The sequence below is a fragment of the Oxalicibacterium solurbis genome (assembly GCF_014635845.1).
Taxonomy (GTDB): Bacteria; Pseudomonadota; Gammaproteobacteria; order Burkholderiales; family Burkholderiaceae_D; genus Oxalicibacterium; species Oxalicibacterium solurbis.
In genome coordinates, this window is sequence record NZ_BMDP01000004.1 from 255,946 (window position 1) to 273,570 (window position 17,625).

Below are 17,625 nucleotides of genomic sequence, written 5' to 3' on the forward strand. Positions count from 1 at the left end.
GACTTCAGTGCCAATTCAGTAGAGAGAAGTTCTTTTCCGCCAGTTCAGCCAATTGATGAAACCGGGCGTCTTCCTCTTTGCCAAAAGAGTCTTCAAAAAGAGCAAAGGCTTTGCCCTTGAATTGAGGATCGAAGCCGGAAAGTGCCGGATTACATCCCAAAGTTTCAAGCATGCCTGAAATTTTTGGAGTGTTGCTTTCCATGACTATGAATGGTGTGCCAAGACATAATGCTGCAATCGTATGATGGAATCGTCCTGAAATGAGGAGGCTCGCTTCTGCAATGGTTTGAAACCAGGAATCCAGGCTGGTTGCCTGTATCAGACGCCATTTGCCGATGTTACAGGTGCTTAGCTGATTAACGAAGGCCTTGTCGTCGAGTGAGAAGTGATCGGCTGCTCCGATCAGAAATTCGACCTCGATACCTTTGCGATTGGCATAACCGATGATATCGGTATACAGCTTGATCATTTGATCGCTGAAGGAAACGCATCCCGAAAGCAGTAACGTATTTTTCCTTTTCGTGTTGGAAAAATCAAAATGGCGCTTTAGCGTCAAAGGCATGCAATCGAATGCCAATGTGGCATCGCATCCCATCTTTTTGCAATTTTCCAGACTTCTTGTTTCGCGCACGGCGATATGGTCCAGGACACGATAAATCTTTGTATAAAACGATTCGGCGCGCCCTTGCGCTTCAAACGTTCCATCGCTTTGCGGATAGACGGAGTGATTGATGATGGAAACCGGTAATCCGAATCGGGTCTTTGCTATATAAGCCAGATACAGCAATCCAGAGCTATGCGGCTTCATGCCATGCAATGTGCCTTCGCCATTGATGATGATGGCGTTCGTTTCCTTGAATCGCCTGATCCATTGCGGATTTGCCACGGAGAACTCAGCAAAATAAGCATCATCATCCAGCACGTCTGTCTCTGTAGCTTGCGTACCGTTCTGTGCACTCCATTCTGTGGGGGAAAGTTTGATGCCATAGGTTTCCAGAATCGGAATAGGAGTGATGTTCCATCCACTGTCACGTAATGCATCTCCCACGCCGCGACTAGTTGCGGTACAGCCCCAGTGATACCAGGCTGAGGTGTCATTAAGCAGTAATGCGTTCTTCAAATCGTTTGCCATTGATTTTTCATCACGTGTCAGGTGTGATTTCCCGCGCTCATTGAAAATAGTTTTTCTGGCTGCCGGCATCGGCAAGCACTTCTGGATCTTCGATGTATTCCAATGGAAGATTGGGAGAAGGGGTGATCTTTGCCAACGTCCTGCCGTGACGTTCAAAGTGCTTTCTCGCTACCAGAAACGATTGCCGCATGCGATCGGTAATCGTATCGATCGGCAAGGTATTGCGTGCAGTTCCGCCCCAGAAGTAGGCTTGCTTTTTATAGTCCAGATCGACGCCGCCGACATAAACCTTGTCGTATCCCATATAAAAAGCGAATTGAATGGCATCCATCACGACTGTCCATCCGCTGTAGAGATGAACGGATGGATCGTAAGAAAAATTCTCTTCGTCGTCACACATGGCCGAACCGGGAATTTGAATCGATTCAAATGCGATGATATTTTGTTTTTTCGATTCCTCTGGATGACTTTTCTGCGCGAGGCTATAAATCTCGTTGCGAAAGAATTTGATTTCGGCCGGTACTTGCATGACATGATCGGCTGCTTCCTGAAAAAAGAAGCGATCGGCAACGAAATAGTATTTCGGCTGAAAGCGCAGACCATCTTTTTCCAGGTCATAAGCTTTGTTGCACCAGAAGGATTCGCGTTTCAGCAGTGTGTCTATGTCAAGCAGATTAAGTGAGGGGGCTGTCCCTAGAATATAGGCCGTCTGCCCGCGCTTGCTATCTTTTAACTGGGAAATGGGCGTGGACGTTTTGCTGTACGTATCCGTATGCTTGAAGGACGTTGGCGATTTTTCCATCGTTGCCATTTTTTGTCGCAGCAATCCACCCCCTGACCGCTCGAAAAACTGGTAAGGCAGCGTTCGCTCCCAACTCAACACTTTCTCGTAATCCCCCCAGACATCCAGCGTTTCGCGCGCGTGATGTCGTGAAAGTAGAGGTAAACGCGACAGTCGGGGCGGTGTCGTGGAGGGCGTCAAGATTTGATGCCAGAAGGCCGGAGCGATCAGATCCTGAAAACGTATCGCAGCATATCCCGCTGCGACGGAGTCATGTCCCTGTGTCATTGGTGTGAAAGGCGCGCTCAAAGGATGTGCTGGTTTGTCAAACCATGTGGCTTCCTGCAGCAGTCCAGCAGAAATGCCGGTCAGGATGACATCGTCGTCACTGCTTAAAATTTGATAACTATTCTGAAGACAGGGGGGAACAACGGTGCCGAGCAATTCGGATAGTTCGGCTCTTTGTACATTGGCGGGTGTTGGGAATGTGAAGTGATCTTCCCCGAAATCGGGTAGATGAAGTACGCGTCGACCCTGCGCCAATTGGCGTAGCTCGTTCGCAAACTCTGTAAATGTCTGCTTTCGTCCTTGTGAGTCAATCAGTGCCGCACTATCCGGATGCTGGCCGACAATGATCAGACAATCATTCAGGTTGAAGTTATAGCGCGATGTTTCTTCAAGACGTCTTCTGTGTGCACGGATGTTCGCAGCCAGCAAAGCGGCTTCCAGTCGCAGTTCTTCTTCGCCGACTTGTTGTTTGGCGATGCGCAATTTCAACGTTGAGACCGATGCATCAATGGCGATGAACAGGTCTCTGCCGAACCCCAGTGGCGCATGGCGCAAATCGATGAACGGAATACTGCGCGCCAGACATTGCTGTCTCAGCCATGGCGGAATATCGCAGCTCAAAAGCAGCGTATCGTCGGGAATGTGGGAGAAAAGGTAGTCCTGTGCTGCGGCCGGCATCCGGTGATACGTCGCGGCCCACAGTGTCGCCAGAGGTATGGACTCTTCCTGTGAGGCGAAGCGACGGAACTGTTCTAGATCGAAAGACGGTAGCAGGCCATGTGGCTTCCTTCCTCCCGGTGCGTAGCCGATATCGATACCGCTGCCTTGGCGGATCGGTTCGCGCACTAGATCGAAGAAGCCCTCGGATGTCGCGCGCGATACCTGCAGTGGATCGGACAGGCAGGCAATACGGGAAAAATTCATGGAAACCGATTCAGCTCAGTAAAAGTAAAGGCAAGTATCCCAGCGATCCGGCGTGTGGTGACGCAAGCCGATCTGATAGTCAGGGCGGATCGAGAGGATATAGCTGGTCAAGTCCAGCAAGTCAGTCGAACGGTGATACGCAGAAATGGCCAGTTTGGGTTTGTGTGCCGAGATTACTTGGCGTGCCCCCTTGAGGGCTGACAGTTCTGAACCCTCGATATCCATTTTGATGAAGGTCGGTGCATCATCGATGATGTCGTCGATAGGACGAATGTCGATCAAGTCGGCTGGTTCGTAGTCGGCATCTGTCGGTTTGACGAAGCCACCGTGACCGCCTTCGTGGTTGAAGGGGGCTTGGGTAGTGCTTTCGCCGGCGCCGCAGCCATGCACTGTGATCCTGGAAGCAAAGCTGGTGCCGGCATAGCGGCGCAGAACGTTTTGCAGGGTTTGCAGGTTGATACGGTCTGGCTCGATCATCCATACACGTTCGAAGCTTCCCTTCGTCACACCGATCAAGCCAGTCAGCGATTCACCAATGGAAGCACCACAATCCACCATCTTTTCCGAATCGGAAAAGCGCAGCAATCCCGAGCGGAAATAAAGCGTGGAATAAGGGCGTTCAACCTCATGGTAATACTCCGGTTCACAGGTGAGGTGAAAATTCAGCACAGCATAAAGCGTCTGCACGGAATAGTCGTCGGCCAAACGTTGTGCCAACCTCTGGAATGCCGGAATGTTGCATGCGATGTCGGCTCCCCAGTCATCGACGCGATAATCGACTTTGTCTTGTAGGCTGAAGGCACGTACCGCTTGTTCGAAATTGAGATGCGGAATGTCGTGCGTGCGACATATCTGATCGAAGAAGCGCTTGGGCCTGTCGTAACGACAGGTATTGAGCGCGACGAGATCACGATCATGCCTGGCGAGTTCGATGAAACGATCGGTGGAGATGATCGGCAGACCATAGTAGAGAGCTCCCGAATGGTAGCGAAAATCGTCCACTGCGGCGATGACGTCACAAGGCCGTTCGTGCCTGACGTTCATCAAATGCGCACCAAAGCCCTTGGTGCCGAGAATGACCAGCTTGGTCGCATTGCCGCAGCGTGCGATGACTTCGCGTACGTTGGGAGGGATGCCGAACATGGGATCGGCAGCCAACGCGTGCGCTGCCGCCAGAAAATGGTCAGCCATGGCAAGAGGGGCAATGTCGGTCTTGCTCTGCAGGTTGGTTCGTGCAGTCATGCAATTGAGCATGCGTCAGCCCTCGTAGGTGAAGATGGGTTCATCGTAGCGAACATCGAATACTGTCTTGTTCGGTACGTCGCTGCTGTAGAGCTGGGGCCAGCCCAGTTCGGCACCACGGCCGATCTTGATGCCGGTACGAATTGCAGCGCCCATGCGTATCGTGCAATGGGTGCCGATCTCGACGCTAGCGCCGAGCTGTACGCCATTCTCCACCCAGCAGGAGGCCTTGATGCGACTGCCGGGTCCCACGTGCACACCGGCATGGAGGACGGTGTTGTAGTCGATGCGGCTGCCATGGCCGATGACGGTGTGTGGACCGATAAAGACGTTCATGCCGATGTTGACGTCCGCACTGATGGCAGCGCTCGGATGGATGAATGGTTCCAGCTTGAAGCCGCGCTCCATTGCTGCCTGCATCAGTTCCATGCGCTTGAAATTGCCGAAGCGTTCATCGAATGCCACGAACATGGTGCCCTGCGCCGGATTCAATTCATCGAGTATGCCAAGATCGAAACGGTAATCGCGACCTTGCGACAATTCAATTTTTTTGACAGCGTCGTCCGGCCGTGCCTGTTGCCAGGCTTGGAATGCCTGCTCGAGATAGGTGCCACCGCCTACTATCCATCTAGATGTCATGATCATCATCCATCAATGTCGTGTACCAGCGTTCGACCAGCCGGTTAGTGGATTCATAGGCGCCCTGGGTCGGCAGCGGCGCGTCGGCATGCAAGGCTGCCTGCACCCGTTCCATGATTTCCACATCTTCGCCGACCACCAGTTTGCTGCCGTGCATCTGTGCCAGCAGCACTTGATGCGAGAAAGCATAAGCCTGCTTCTTGCGCGCAGTGAACCAGTAGATTTCGAGATCGGTGCGGTCGGGCGCGATTGGAATGTGATGTTCGAGCGTGAACGAGAATCCGCCGTTGGCGCTGGCGATGTGCAAATTGGGAAAGGCCAGCCAGTTGTAATAGGAATCCTGATCACCCCAGCGCTCCACCGATTCATGCCAGCCTAAGTGTTGTAGATCGGGAATTGGCGCGTCGGCACCTGCATAGCTGAAGCGCCGCATCTCGTGACGCAATGCGGAGGGCGAGGTGTCCGTCAGCGGCAGGCCGGATTCACGGAAGAGCGCGTCATCGACCGAGGGCGTGAACTTGACCGTTTTCGCCAGACTTTTAGGATGCACGAAACGTGGATGATTGGCATCGCGCAAGTTTTCGTAAGCCAGCTTCCAGTTGAACTTGCCATGCCACGTGGTCACCATGACTTCGGAGTCGTAGGTATTTGAGCTGCTTTCCAGAAGCTCAATGAATTCAGGCGAAAACTGTTCTTCGAACGGTATCGGTTTGTCAGCCAGATTAATGAACAACACGTTACCTACGACATGGAGCGCAAACTGACGTAGTTTCAGATTGCACTTTTCCTTGCTGTCAAATCGATAAATGGTGTCGCAGTCAGGAATGTGGTCAACCTGCCCATTCGCATCATAACGCCATGCATGATAGGTGCAGACCAAAGGGCGTCGGCCAACCGGTTGTGTTTGCAACAAGGCATTGCGGTGCAGGCATATATTTTCGAAGGCACGCAACTCGCCATGGAAATTTTGTATGACGATGGGAATGCCGGAAATTTTTCGCGTAATAAAGGCATTCTGTTTGGACAGTAGCGTCTTCAGTCCTGCAAACAGCCAGGCCTTGCGAAAAATCTTGCTTTGCTCACGCTGAAATATTTCTGTCGACAGATAGTAATGGGGACGCATTCTGGAATGCATGGCCGCTATTCTTTCTCGGTCTTTTGAAAGACGATTTTGGCCGGATTGCCGAATACCGTAGCGCCAGCGGGCACGTCTTTCAGGACGACCGATCCAGCTCCCACGACCGCATCATCGCCCACTTTGATGCCAGGAAGGATCGTGGCCCGTGGATGGATGACTGCAAAATTGCCGATTTGCACTCCGCCCCCCATGAATACCTGGGCACCGATGTGCGCATAGTTTCCTATACGTACATCATGTCCCATCACGGTCAATGCATGGATAGTGACAAAATCGCCTATCTGCACGTCGGGGCCGGAGTGAACCCAATGTCCGAGAAAACAACCTGTGCCGAGTTGCACACGGTTACTCAGAAAAGATTCGGTACAAACAGGAATGAACGTGCCGCCCTTTTCGAGAATCGGCTGGGCATACTGGTATCGCAAGTGCGGATCGCCCAGCGCGCATACGAAAACGTCTTCTTCCTGCGGTACGTAAGTTAGCGGATCACCAAGGATGGGCACCCCGACCTCGTAGCCGTCGAGGACGTTTGAACGATTATCCAGAAATCCGGCGATGGACCAGAGCTTGTCGTGGTCCGCATCGGCCAGCATCTGATGCAGTACTTCCCGCCCCCAGCCACCGGCCCCGATAATCAGTACGCGCAGCATCAGAGTACTGCCCCGCCGTCCATGATCAGGCTGGTACCGGTTACCCAGCGACTGGCATCCGACAGCAAATAGACCGACGCATTGGCAACGTCCTGCGGTGTGCCAAGCCCCAGCGGGTGGCGCGCACGCTGCTGCTTCAGGTAATCGTTTTGTTCATTGTCTTCGCCCCAGATCGGAGTCGGGATAGCTGAGGGCGATATGCCGTTGACGCGCATCTTGTGTTTGGCTTGTTCCAGTGCAAGGCAGCGAATGATGCCCAACAACCCGGACTTCATCGCAGAGTAGGGACCAACGCCGCGCGTACCGATATGCGCGGAAGTAGACAGCATGAAAATAATCGATCCTTGCGATGCAATTCTGTTTGTCTGTAACAGGCGCTGGGTCAGCATGACTGGCGCTAGAAAGTGGAGTCGATACATTTCTGTCATCAGCTCCTCCTTCAGCAGTCGGATCGGCGACAGCATCTGCCCACCGAAGCAGTGCACCAAACCATTGATGGTCGGTGTGGCTTGCACGAGGCGTTCACGATTTTCGGCAGAAGTCAGATCAGTTTGTATTTGTATATGTCCGTCGCTCACCAGTGCATCATGAGTTGCCTGCAGGCGTGCGGTATCGCGACCGGTGAGCACAAGACGCGCACCGCGTTGTGCGCAGGTAATGGCAATCTGTTTGCCCAGGCCGGATGAAGCACCGGTCACGAGTATGGTTTTCCCTTTCAGGGAGAAAGCTTGTTGGGCATCGTTCATGCGTAGACGTCCATAGGTACGGTCAGGCCGCCATCGACGACAAAATAATTGCGGGTAATCCAGCGGCTGGCATCCGACAGATAGAACACGGCGGCATATGCAACATCCTCTGGTTCGCCCAGACCCAGCGGCGTCAGCTTGGTGTATTCGTCGATGTTGCCGCCATTCTGGTTCAGTCTTTCAAGCATGGGTGTACGCACATAACCGGGTACGATGCAGTTGGCGCGAATGCCTTGCTTGGTTACTTCCAGCGCGAGCGTTCTCATGGCGCCGAGCAGCGCTGCTTTGCTGGCTGAATACGCGATGCTCGCCAGAGGACCGATATGCGAGGCCACCGCCGAAACGAACAGGATGGAGCCATTTGCGGCGATGCTCTTTTTTGCCAGTATTTTCCTGGTTAACAATAATGGGGCATACACATTGCTGCCGAACGTTTCATCCAAGTGCGCTTGATTGATCTGTCTTGCCGGAGTCAGGCGTGAAATTCCTGCTGCATGCACGATGCCGTTGACTATCCCTGCTTCGGAAGCAAGGCGTTCCAGATCATCCGTCTGAATCAGGTCTGCCTTAATCTGCAAATGCCCGCTGCCTTCCAGTGCGGCGAAAGTGGAAGACAGGCGTGTTTCATTTCTTCCAGTGATGATGACCTTTGCGCCCATCTGTGCGCAGGTAATGGCAATCTGGTGCCCGATCCCGGACGAGGCGCCCGTAACAAGAATGCGCTTGCCTTCCAGGTTGAAGGCGTCTGCAGAATTTGCATGTTCCATCTTATGCCTCGATCAGATCCGGGAACTTGGCATTTTCAATGTCAACCAAGGCCGTTCCCCATGACAGGCCGATGCCAAAGCCGGATAGCAAAAGTCGCTTTTTGCCGGATTCCAGTTCCTTGTTGATTCTTGCCGTCATGGTCAAGGGCAGGGAGGCGCCGCTGCTGTTGCCAAAGTCGCGCAAGGTCGAAGGAACCTTTTCTGCTGGCAGTCCAAGTTTTTTACGGATGGTTTCATTGATCATGCGGTTGGCCTGATGGAATATGAAGTAATCCACCTCATCCTTGCCGGCACTCGCATAGGCCAGTAGTTTTTCGACAGCAGGTGGCACACGTTGAGTCGAAAAGCTCAATACCGCAGTACCGTCAAGCACCAGATCGGTTGCACGATGCCAATGATCATTTTCATCTTCGCGGAATGGCACCAGGTGCTGCATGCCGACCGGTTCGCGCTGGCCACCGACTGGCAGCATGATGGCCTTGTAGCCGCTGCCGTCGCTGTTGAGATCGAAATACATCGGTGGCGCATTCTCGTCGAATTCGAGTGCGGTCGCGGTGCCGGCATCGGAAAAAATCGGATCGTTCAGTGTGGCGCTACGGTCGCCGACCAGCAGCAGGCCCTTCCTGATGCCGCCGGCCGAAATCATCGAGCCCAGCAGGTGGATGCCGAATGGATAGGCCGAGCAGCCGAGATTAACGTCGAAGGCAACCGTGGTGTGAGGCAGACCAAGGCGGTCCTGCAGGATGATCGCAGTGGCCGGAATCGGATAGTCGGGCGACTGGGTGACGATGATCAGCGCGTCGATCTCGTCCTTCCGCCATTGCAGGCTGTCCAGCAGTTTTTCCGTCGCGTCAAAGGCGAGATCGGAGAAGCATTGCCACTCTGGCGCCATGCGTCGCGTTTCGATGCCGATGTTGCGCACCAGTCGTTCGCGCTCGGCGCGAATCTGCGGTTTGCAGTCGGTCAGGTTGGAGACGATGCGTTTGGGAACGCAGCTCGCCATGCCGGCGAAGCGCACGTTTTTCAGCGTGGAGGCGGCCATGTCGGGTTCAGCCCAGCAGTTGATGGAGATCCTGGATGGTGACGGCCTTCGCCAGGTGTTCGCCTGTGATGGTCTTGCCGTATTCCAGATCGAACATGACGATGACGCCGAGCGCTGCAAGCGAATCCCATTCCGGCAGGCTTTCCAGTTTGGTGTCGGCTGTGATGGTCACAGGCTCCTGAAAGTCAACGGCAGCATTGAAATTTTCGATAAATGTTTCCAGGTTATCCATGATGGCTATCCAGAGTGAGTGAAGATTGAATACGGGTGTTTGCCGTCGCTAGGCCGACGGCCTCTGCGACATGGGTGATGTCGTCCTGCGTCATGAAGCTCGAAAACGGCAGGCCGATCAGGCCTGACGCCACGGATTCCGCCACGGGTACCGGCAACTTGATCGTTGGCTCCACCTTGGCCGCGTGCTGGTGCAGCAGAGGTTGATACCAGCGTCGCGTGGCAATGCCTCTCGCATGGCAGAGTTGTTCCAGGCGCGCGCGCGCTTCCTGCGCCATGCCCACGCAGAAGGTGGTCGGCGCGGCGAGTATGGCGCCAGCCTGCCATTGCAGATGTTCGCCGCAAGACGCATCCAGCGTCTGCCGGTAGGTGCGATGGATCCGCTGCCGCAGCGCGGCCTGTGCCGGCCATTGATCGAGACTCGCATGCGCGACGGCGGCGTGATATTCGGACAATTTGGCATTGCTGCCGACCTGCGACAGATGGCCGACCGGGAGCCCTGCATGGGTATCGAGGTTGATGCCGAAATTGCTGAGCTGGCGCACTTCGTCGATGAGATCGGAGTTGCCGCTGGCGACAAAGCCGCCTTCGCCGGCAGCCAGCGATTTGGTCGCATGCATGCTGTAGACCACCGGAATGTCGGCTGCTTCGGTCCACTGGCTGCCGAATGCGCCGGCGGCATCGATGACGACCTTGATGCCGGTTTTTTGCTGAAATGCACTCCAGCGTTGCGTATTCTGGGGTTGTCCAAAAGCGGCAACCGCGAGCACGGCCCTGGCGCCTGTCTTGGTTGCGGCTTCGGCGGCGATCTCGGGTGTGATGAGCCAGTTGTCGGGATCGATGTCGGCGATCACGGGTACGTAACCTGCGCGCAGGATGGCGGTCAGCGAGGCGACGAAGGTCAGGGCCGGCACCACCACGCCGCTGCCGGGTGGCAGGTCCAGGTTGTGCAGCGTGAGTTCCAGTCCCAGCGTGGCGCTGCTGGTGGTGGCGATGTGGACCGCATGCGTGGCATGTTCTTCGAACAAGCTTGCCAGTCGTGCCTCCAGCGCATGGTTGAGCGGGCCGAAGTTGGAATAGTGACGGTTGTGATCAATCTGTTCCAGATAAGGCGCAAGCGCATGCCTGTCGGGCAAATGGGGCACCAGCAATGGAATGGGGCGAAAGTGGGTCATGGTGCGCCGCGTATGGCAAAACGTGCTTGATAGTCAATGTACGTTGATCGAGCCCGGTTCGGTTTGCAAACATGCATGGCATCGGTTTGATAGCGCAGAAGCTCGCCGCTGAAATGTGCGTCGAACAGTACTGCGAAATCTGCATATGCCTCTGCCACGTTCGCTGCCTTGTTTTTTTACTTGATGAGCCGACGCGTTTCTAGTCGAGCAAGACTAATATGCGGTCCCATATGCGTCAAGCAGGAGAAGAGACGCTTCCATCCCTCTATTCTTGCTATCGGATGAGATGGCAGAAATTGAAGGCCTAACGATGCGGAACAAGAAAATTCATGCGCCATATTGTCGTGGCTTGTTCCCAGAAGTGGGCCAGAGAGGATGCCGGGGCGATGTCAAGTTGCAAAAAGCGTGCAGCCAGCAGCAGTTCATCCAGCGGTCGTGTCAGGTCCAGTGCGCGTGCGCCAGTCTGTTTCGATAGTTTCTCGCCCTGCGCATTGCGCACTACCGGCACGTGCATGTAAGAAGGCGTCGGATAGTCGAGCAGATGCTGCAGATAGATCTGCCGTCCGGTCGATTCCAGCAGGTCGGTGCCGCGCACGATGTGTGTGATGCCTTGTTCCGCATCGTCGACGACGACGGCCAGTTGATAGGCCCAGAAACCGTCGGCGCGCTTCAGCACGAAATCGCCGACTTCGGTTGCCAGATGCTGCACCTGCGGACCGAGCCAGCGGTCGTCGAAGATGATCGTTTCGTCCGGTTGGCCGACGTCCGGCACGCGCAGCCGCAGCGCGCGTGCTACGCGTCCCGGCGCGAGGCCGTGGCGGCAGGTGCCCGGATAGATGGCTGCGCCGTCGGCCGCGGTGCCTAACCGCGAGTCGGCGATTTCGCGGCGCGTGCAGCCGCAGGGATAGGTATAGTCAGTCAGCCGGTCGAACGCACGCTGGTATACATCCTTGCGCCGGCTTTGCACAAGAATGTCGCCGTCGTGTTGCATACCGAATGCCTGCAGCGCATGCAGGATGGCATCCGCCGCGCCGGCGACGGTGCGGGCCTCGTCGATGTCTTCGATGCGGACCAGCCAGCGGCCGCCGTGAGCACGCGCATCCAGGTAACTGGCCATTGCCGCCACCAGCGAACCGGCATGCAGCGGGCCGCTGGGCGACGGCGCGAAACGGCCGATGTAACCGGAGAAAGAAGATGTCGAATGAGTCATGGCTTACTTGTTCTTGCGCATTGCATCTGCGCCTAGCAGCATCTGCTGGGCCTGCGGTTCTGCCAGTTTGGCGAGGAACCATTTCAGGCATTTGCCGCGGCCGTCGGTGCGCCACGCATATTGCGGCGCGCCGCCGGGTTTGATGGCGTCGGTCTGTTTTTCGACCAGCGCACCGGAGTCCAGATGCGGTTGCGCCCACTTGCGCGGCAGATAGCCGCATCCGAGGCCTGCCAGTTGCGCCGCCAGCTTGTCGCGCACGGTCGGTACTGTCAGCGTCGGTTGTCCGGTCAGCAGGCCGGCCGTCACGCCGGGCAGCATGCGGCCGCTGTCGCCGACGGCCACGGCACGATGCTGCTGCACGATCTCGGCTGGCAGGGGATCGGGCAAGGCGGCCAGTGGATGATCAGGCGCGACGGCGAATACCCATTCGACTTCGCCCAGCGGCCGCACGCGAAAGCCGCTGCTGCCGCGTATCAGTTCGGGACCGTCGTACGATGCGCCGATGGCAAGATCGGCTTCGCCGTCGAGCAGTTTTTCCCAGACGCCGGACATCACTTCGGTCGAAAAGCGCAGCCGCGTGCCGGCATTCTGGCTGTCGAATTCGTCGATCAGCGGCATCATCCGTTCGAACGGGATGAGGGCATCGAGCACGATGCGCAGTTCGACTTCCCAACCAGTGGCGGTGCGCTTGACGCGCTGTTCCAGCTCGGCGGCGGCGCGCAGCAGGTGGCGGCCTTCGTTCAGTAGTTCCTGGCCGGCCGGCGTCAGCTTGGCGCGGTGGCCGCGGCGGTCGAACAGCAGGACGTCCAGCTCGTCTTCCAGCTTGCGCACGCTGTAGGTCAGCGCCGACGGCACGCGATCGAGCGCGACGGCCGCTGCGCCGAAGCTGCCCTTGCGGTCTATCGTATCGAGGATGCGTATGGCTTCCAACGTCAGGGTCATGGAAAACGAGTATTCAAAATATTTGAATAAGTTGTCCTGAATTATGCCCTTATTCGTTTGCTTTTACGAGTCTATAGTGGAACCCAGTTGCACAATAAAACTCACGGAAAGGACAACATCATGCTCGAAATCCGCAAAAGCGAAGACCGCGGCCACGCCAACCACGGCTGGCTCGATTCCTATCATTCGTTCTCGTTCGCCGATTACTACGATCCGGACCACATGGGTTTCGGTCCGCTGCGCGTGATCAACGACGACCGTATCGTGGCCGGTGCCGGCTTCGGCACGCACGGTCATCGCGATATGGAAATCATCACCTACGTGCTGGAGGGCGAGGTGGCGCATCGCGACAGCATGGGCACCGGCAGCACGATCCGTCCGGGCGATGTGCAACGCATGAGCGCAGGCACCGGCGTGCAGCATTCGGAATTCAATCCGTCACAGGAAAACGGAACGCACTTGCTGCAGATCTGGATTCAGCCGGCAGTACAAGGAATTCCGCCGAGCTATGAAGAGAAACATTTCGATGCGGCGGAAAAGCGCGGCCGGCTGCGCCTGATCGCCAGTCCCGATGCCGCCGACGGTTCGACGCTGATCCATCAGGATGCGAAGGTCTATGTCGGCCTGTTCGATGGTGCCGAGCGGACGTCGCTGCCGCTGGCGCAGGGTCGGCGCGCCTATCTGCATGTCGCGCGCGGCGAGGTCGAAGTCAACGGCGTGTCGCTGAAGGCTGGCGATGCGTTGAAGATGACCGATGCGGCATCGGTCGATATCGCCCATGGCAAGGCGGCGGAAGTGCTGCTGTTCGATATGGTGTGATGCCGTATTGCCTGCAATCATCGCGCGCGGCGTATGCGCGATGATTGCAGCAGCCCGTGCACGATTTCATGGCCGGGCTTAACGTTTTCATGAAATACGTGAATTACGATGGTGCATCCGGCGCTTGCCGATGTCGCAACACTACTGCACCAGTATGGTGTGCGGTCTTCCGCGGCCATGTCTTCATGGCGCGGCCCCCCTCCGGAAGCGACCAGCCGGCGCGGTTTGCGAAGCCGCTGGCACGATATCTGCATTTCCTCTACATCTTTATTCATCATGAAAGGGGAAAGTGATGGCTTATCTGGCACCGTCGGAATTTGTGACAAAGATGGTCGACATCGGGGAATCCAAGGTGTTCATGGCAACCAAGGACACCTTGATTCGTGCATACATGGCGGGCGCAATCCTTGCGCTGGCGGTAGCGTTTTCAATCACGATCAACGTGCAGACGGGCAATCCGCTGATTGGTGCGGTATTGTTTCCGATCGGTTTCTGCATGCTTAACTTGCTGGGTTTCGATCTGCTGACGGGGGTGTTTGTGTTGACGCCGCTGGCCTTGTTCGACAGGCGTGCCGGTGTCACAGTCGGTGGCATCTTGCGCAACTGGGGATTGGTCGCCTTCGGTAATCTGCTTGGTGCGTTGACGACGGCAGTGTTGATTGCGATCGTGCTGACCTCGGGTTTTTCGGGAGAGCCGAACAAGGTGGGGCAGGTCATTGCGCATATCGGTGAAGCGCGTACGCTGGGTTTCGAGAATCTGGGCGCGGCCGGCATGCTGACCTTGTTTGTGCGTGCCGTGCTGTGCAACTGGATGGTATCGACCGGTGTGGTCGGTGCCATGATCTCCACCACAGTCGGCGGCAAGGTCATCGCAATGTGGATGCCGATCATGCTGTTCTTCTACATGGTGTTCGAGCATTCGGTCGTCAACATGTTCCTGTTTCCGCTGGCGATGATGATGGGAGGGAATTTCACAGTCGGCGATTACCTGATCTGGAATGAGATTCCGACGCTGCTGGGCAATCTGGTTGGCGGCCTGACCTTTACCGGCCTGACGCTGTACGCGACCCATGTGAAAACCGGCGCCAAGCGCGCCATCCGTTGAGCGTTTCCGTGCACAGTGCGCCGCGCGCTCCCGATAAGCGCGTGGCGCATGACACTTCCATGACCGACGTTGCGCCGGATGTCCTGCGCATTGCGACAGGGCAGTACTCCGACAAGGGTCGCAAGCCGGCCAATCAGGATTTCCACGGCATCGTCGTGCCGATGGAACCGCAATTGAGCGCCAAGGGCGTCGCCGTGGCCTTGTCCGACGGCATCAGCAGCAGCGATGTCAGCCAGCATGCAAGTCAGTCGGCGGTGACGGGATTTCTGGAAGACTACTATTGCACGTCGGAGACGTGGTCGGTCAAGACGTCGGCCGAACGCGTGCTGACGGCGGTGAATTCGTGGCTGCATGCGCAGAACCAGCGCAGTCCGTATCGCTACGATCGCGATCGCGGTTACGTTTGCACGTTCAGCGCACTGGTGCTGAAATCGAATACCGCGCACCTGTTTCATGTTGGTGATACGCGTATCTATCGCTTGCACGGCAACGCCCTCGAACAACTGACGCAGGATCATCGCGTACGCATTCACGAAGAACAGAGCTATCTGGGACGTGCGCTTGGCGTCAATCCGCAGGTCGAGATCGATTATCTCGGCGTACCGCTCGAGCTTGGCGATTGCTTCGTGCTGGCAACCGATGGTGTCTATGAGTATGTCGATGCCGCCTTCGTCACCGAGAGCATCGAAAAAAACGGCGATGATCTCGATCGTGCTGCCACGCTGATTGCGCAGCAGGCATACCGGAACGGCAGCGACGACAATCTGACGCTGCAGATCGTGCGTATCGATGCGCTGCCGGCGCGCAATGCCGGCGAGCTCTACCGGCAGTTGACGGAGCTGCCATTGCCGCCGCTGCTCGACGCGCGCGCAACACTCGACGGTTATCGTATTGTGCGTCCCTTGCATGCCAGCGCGCGCAGTCACCTGTACCTGGCGACCGATGAGGCGAGTGGCGACACCGTCGTGCTGAAGACGCCATCGATCGACATGCATGGCGATGCCTCTCATCTGGAACGCTTCCTGATGGAGGAGTGGGTGGCACGGCGCATCGACAGCCCGCATGTGCTGAAACCGTATCGACAGACGCGACGGCGCAATTACCTGTATGTGGTGACCGAATTCGTCGAAGGACAGACGCTGGCGCAATGGATGATCGATCATCCGAAGCCGGATCTGGAAACGGTACGTGGCATCGTCGAACAGATTGCTGCCGGTCTGCGTGCCTTTCATCGACTGGAAATGCTGCATCAGGACCTGCGGCCCGACAACATCATGATCGATGCCACCGGCACCGTGAAGATCATCGATTTCGGCGCGGCCAGCGTAGCGGGGCTGGACGAGGCATCGCCCACGCCGGCCAGCCGGGAAATGCTCGGCACGCTGCAATACACGGCGCCGGAATATTTTCTTGGTGAAGGCGGTTCGCCGCGCGCCGATCTGTTCTCGCTCGGCGTGATCGCCTATCAATTGCTGACCGGCCGTTTGCCGTATGGTGCGCAGGCAGCACGGGCATGGACGCGTTCGGCGCAGCAGAAATTGCGCTACACACCGGTGCTGGACGACGATCTCGCGATTCCGTTATGGATAGACGATGTATTGCGCAAGGCCGTGCATCCCGATCCGGGAAAGCGTTATGCGGAGCTTTCCGAATTTGTGTTCGACCTGCGGCATCCGAACCGGGCCTTTCTGAATCGCACGCGCGCGCCGCTGATTGAGCGCAATCCGCTGGCTTTCTGGAAAAGTCTGTCGCTGCTGTTGTCCGTAACGATCGTCGTGCTGGTCTACCTGTTGACGATGCATGGCCATGGCTAGCCGTTCTGACGGTTGCGAATGCCGGCGCGGCCGAGTAATCGTCTGCACGACGATGCGGTGACCGCGGGCAGAAACGCAAAGGGCGTCGCAATCGACGCCCTTTTTTCTTGCGACACGAAATCAGTCAGGCTTCGATGTCGAGTGCAGGGAAGGATTTGACCAGATCGTCCAGTTGCTTCAATTGCGCGAGGAAGGGCTCCAGCTTCGCCAATGGCAGCGCACTCGGGCCGTCGCACTTCGCTGCCTTCGGATCGGGATGTGCTTCGAGAAACAATCCGGCCAGGCCGACACCCATGCCGGCGCGCGCCAGATCCAGCACCTGCTCGCGGCGACCGCCGGATGCGGCACCGCCCGGATCGCGTTGTTGCAATGCATGTGTCACGTCGAAGATGACGGGCAGATTGTTGCAGGTCTTCTTCATCACGCCGAAACCGAGCATGTCGACCACCAGATTGTCGTAGCCGAAATTGCTGCCGCGGTCGCACAGGATCAATTGCTCGTTGCCGGCTTCGCGGAATTTGTCGACGATGTTGCGCATCTGCGATGGGCTGAGGAACTGCGGCTTCTTGATGTTGACGACGCGGCCGGTCTTCGCCAGCGCGGTGACCAGATCGGTCTGGCGTGCGAGAAAGGCCGGCAACTGCAGCACATCGACCACTTCCGCGACCGGTGCTGCCTGATGCGGCTCGTGCACATCGGTGATTAGCGGCACACCGAAGGTCTTTTTCACGTCTTCGAAGATGCGCAGGCCTTCTTCCAGGCCGGGACCGCGATACGAATGGATGGACGAGCGGTTTGCCTTGTCGAACGAAGCCTTGAACACGTAGGGAATGCCGAGTTTGCTCGTCACGCGCACGTATTCTTCGCAGGACTGCATCGCCAGATCGCGCGATTCCAGCACGTTGATGCCGCCGAACAGTACGAAGGGCAGGCTGTTGTCGACCTTGATGTCGCCGATATTGATCATGGTGTGGGTCTCG

Annotated in this window: 17 protein-coding genes; 3 read left to right on the plus strand and 14 right to left on the minus strand. The window is 56.7% G+C overall.

The features are described 5' to 3' along the window. Positions 1-4: 4 nt before the first annotated feature. From IEV40_RS14060 to IEV40_RS14120, 13 genes are all read right to left on the minus strand, one after another. Positions 5-1,201, minus strand: coding sequence for a polysaccharide pyruvyl transferase family protein (locus IEV40_RS14060; protein ID WP_188422703.1), 1,197 nt, complete (start codon positions 1,199-1,201; stop codon positions 5-7). Next, positions 1,170-3,125: a motility associated factor glycosyltransferase family protein gene (locus IEV40_RS14065; RefSeq protein ID WP_188422704.1), complete on the minus strand. Its 1,956-nt coding sequence runs from the start codon at positions 3,123-3,125 to the stop codon at positions 1,170-1,172. Before IEV40_RS14065 ends, IEV40_RS14060 begins: the two co-directional genes overlap by 32 nt. 15 nt (positions 3,126-3,140) lie before the next feature. Then, positions 3,141-4,367 (minus strand): FkbM family methyltransferase, encoded by a 1,227-nt coding sequence (locus IEV40_RS14070; RefSeq protein ID WP_188422705.1) that lies wholly within the window; start codon positions 4,365-4,367, stop codon positions 3,141-3,143. Between the two features lie 15 nt (positions 4,368-4,382). Beyond that, a complete protein-coding gene (locus IEV40_RS14075) occupies positions 4,383-5,006 on the minus strand; it encodes an LbetaH domain-containing protein (protein ID WP_188422706.1) in 624 nt (207 codons plus the stop codon). Continuing rightward, positions 4,996-6,129, minus strand: a complete 1,134-nt coding sequence (locus tag IEV40_RS14080; protein ID WP_229724156.1) for an aromatic ring-hydroxylating oxygenase subunit alpha — start codon at positions 6,127-6,129, stop codon at positions 4,996-4,998. Before IEV40_RS14080 ends, IEV40_RS14075 begins: the two co-directional genes overlap by 11 nt. A gap of 17 nt (positions 6,130-6,146) precedes the next feature. Further along, a complete protein-coding gene (locus IEV40_RS14085) occupies positions 6,147-6,794 on the minus strand; it encodes an acetyltransferase (protein WP_229724157.1) in 648 nt (215 codons plus the stop codon). Continuing rightward, positions 6,794-7,540, minus strand: coding sequence for an SDR family NAD(P)-dependent oxidoreductase (locus IEV40_RS14090; protein ID WP_188422708.1), 747 nt, complete (start codon positions 7,538-7,540; stop codon positions 6,794-6,796). Before IEV40_RS14090 ends, IEV40_RS14085 begins: the two co-directional genes overlap by 1 nt. After that, entirely contained in the window at positions 7,537-8,307 is a 771-nt protein-coding gene (locus IEV40_RS14095; protein ID WP_188422709.1) for an SDR family NAD(P)-dependent oxidoreductase, read from the minus strand. The genes IEV40_RS14090 and IEV40_RS14095 overlap by 4 nt, the downstream gene beginning before the upstream one ends. 1 nt (position 8,308) lies before the next feature. Continuing rightward, positions 8,309-9,349 (minus strand): ketoacyl-ACP synthase III, encoded by a 1,041-nt coding sequence (locus IEV40_RS14100; RefSeq protein ID WP_188422710.1) that lies wholly within the window; start codon positions 9,347-9,349, stop codon positions 8,309-8,311. 7 nt (positions 9,350-9,356) lie between these two features. After that, complete coding sequence (locus tag IEV40_RS14105; RefSeq protein WP_229724158.1) at positions 9,357-9,521, minus strand: acyl carrier protein; 165 nt, start codon at positions 9,519-9,521, stop codon at positions 9,357-9,359. A gap of 52 nt (positions 9,522-9,573) precedes the next feature. Then, positions 9,574-10,755, minus strand: coding sequence for a DegT/DnrJ/EryC1/StrS family aminotransferase (locus IEV40_RS14110; RefSeq protein ID WP_188422712.1), 1,182 nt, complete (start codon positions 10,753-10,755; stop codon positions 9,574-9,576). Between the two features lie 304 nt (positions 10,756-11,059). Continuing rightward, a complete protein-coding gene (gene gluQRS / locus IEV40_RS14115) occupies positions 11,060-11,965 on the minus strand; it encodes a tRNA glutamyl-Q(34) synthetase GluQRS (protein WP_188422713.1) in 906 nt (301 codons plus the stop codon). 3 nt (positions 11,966-11,968) lie between these two features. Next, complete coding sequence (locus IEV40_RS14120) at positions 11,969-12,907, minus strand: LysR family transcriptional regulator (protein ID WP_188422714.1); 939 nt, start codon at positions 12,905-12,907, stop codon at positions 11,969-11,971. A gap of 120 nt (positions 12,908-13,027) precedes the next feature. On the opposite strand from IEV40_RS14120, the gene IEV40_RS14125 reads away from it, so the two are divergent. The 3 genes from IEV40_RS14125 to IEV40_RS14135 all read left to right on the plus strand — a co-directional run bounded on the left by IEV40_RS14125 (position 13,028) and on the right by IEV40_RS14135 (position 16,645). Further along, positions 13,028-13,726 (plus strand): pirin family protein, encoded by a 699-nt coding sequence (locus IEV40_RS14125; protein WP_188422715.1) that lies wholly within the window; start codon positions 13,028-13,030, stop codon positions 13,724-13,726. Positions 13,727-14,018: 292 nt separating this feature from the next. Then, positions 14,019-14,831, plus strand: a complete 813-nt coding sequence (locus tag IEV40_RS14130; RefSeq protein WP_188422716.1) for a formate/nitrite transporter family protein — start codon at positions 14,019-14,021, stop codon at positions 14,829-14,831. Positions 14,832-14,890: 59 nt separating this feature from the next. Continuing rightward, the gene (locus tag IEV40_RS14135) at positions 14,891-16,645 is read left to right on the plus strand and encodes a bifunctional protein-serine/threonine kinase/phosphatase (RefSeq protein WP_188422717.1); all 1,755 of its coding nucleotides are present in this window, start codon (positions 14,891-14,893) and stop codon (positions 16,643-16,645) included. A gap of 124 nt (positions 16,646-16,769) precedes the next feature. Here IEV40_RS14135 and kdsA read toward each other — a convergent pair whose 3' ends face one another. Further along, positions 16,770-17,612, minus strand: coding sequence for a 3-deoxy-8-phosphooctulonate synthase (gene kdsA, locus IEV40_RS14140; RefSeq protein WP_188422718.1), 843 nt, complete (start codon positions 17,610-17,612; stop codon positions 16,770-16,772). Between the last annotated feature and the right edge of the window lie 13 nt (positions 17,613-17,625).

What these genes read in the sequence shown, in the direction of transcription:
- IEV40_RS14060 (WP_188422703.1), bottom strand. Translation starts at nt 1,201, where the DNA reads ATGCCGGCAGCCAGAAAAACTATTTTCAATGAGCGCGGGAAATCACAC.
- IEV40_RS14065 (WP_188422704.1), bottom strand. Translation starts at nt 3,125, where the DNA reads ATGAATTTTTCCCGTATTGCCTGCCTGTCCGATCCACTGCAGGTATCG.
- IEV40_RS14070 (WP_188422705.1), bottom strand. Translation starts at nt 4,367, where the DNA reads ATGACTGCACGAACCAACCTGCAGAGCAAGACCGACATTGCCCCTCTT.
- IEV40_RS14075 (WP_188422706.1), bottom strand. Translation starts at nt 5,006, where the DNA reads ATGACATCTAGATGGATAGTAGGCGGTGGCACCTATCTCGAGCAGGCA.
- IEV40_RS14080 (WP_229724156.1), bottom strand. Translation starts at nt 6,129, where the DNA reads ATGCGTCCCCATTACTATCTGTCGACAGAAATATTTCAGCGTGAGCAA.
- IEV40_RS14085 (WP_229724157.1), bottom strand. Translation starts at nt 6,794, where the DNA reads ATGCTGCGCGTACTGATTATCGGGGCCGGTGGCTGGGGGCGGGAAGTA.
- IEV40_RS14090 (WP_188422708.1), bottom strand. Translation starts at nt 7,540, where the DNA reads ATGAACGATGCCCAACAAGCTTTCTCCCTGAAAGGGAAAACCATACTC.
- IEV40_RS14095 (WP_188422709.1), bottom strand. Translation starts at nt 8,307, where the DNA reads ATGGAACATGCAAATTCTGCAGACGCCTTCAACCTGGAAGGCAAGCGC.
- IEV40_RS14100 (WP_188422710.1), bottom strand. Translation starts at nt 9,349, where the DNA reads ATGGCCGCCTCCACGCTGAAAAACGTGCGCTTCGCCGGCATGGCGAGC.
- IEV40_RS14110 (WP_188422712.1), bottom strand. Translation starts at nt 10,755, where the DNA reads ATGACCCACTTTCGCCCCATTCCATTGCTGGTGCCCCATTTGCCCGAC.
- gluQRS (WP_188422713.1), bottom strand. Translation starts at nt 11,965, where the DNA reads ATGACTCATTCGACATCTTCTTTCTCCGGTTACATCGGCCGTTTCGCG.
- IEV40_RS14120 (WP_188422714.1), bottom strand. Translation starts at nt 12,907, where the DNA reads ATGACCCTGACGTTGGAAGCCATACGCATCCTCGATACGATAGACCGC.
- IEV40_RS14125 (WP_188422715.1), top strand. Translation starts at nt 13,028, where the DNA reads ATGCTCGAAATCCGCAAAAGCGAAGACCGCGGCCACGCCAACCACGGC.
- IEV40_RS14130 (WP_188422716.1), top strand. Translation starts at nt 14,019, where the DNA reads ATGGCTTATCTGGCACCGTCGGAATTTGTGACAAAGATGGTCGACATC.
- IEV40_RS14135 (WP_188422717.1), top strand. Translation starts at nt 14,891, where the DNA reads ATGACCGACGTTGCGCCGGATGTCCTGCGCATTGCGACAGGGCAGTAC.
- kdsA (WP_188422718.1), bottom strand. Translation starts at nt 17,612, where the DNA reads ATGATCAATATCGGCGACATCAAGGTCGACAACAGCCTGCCCTTCGTA.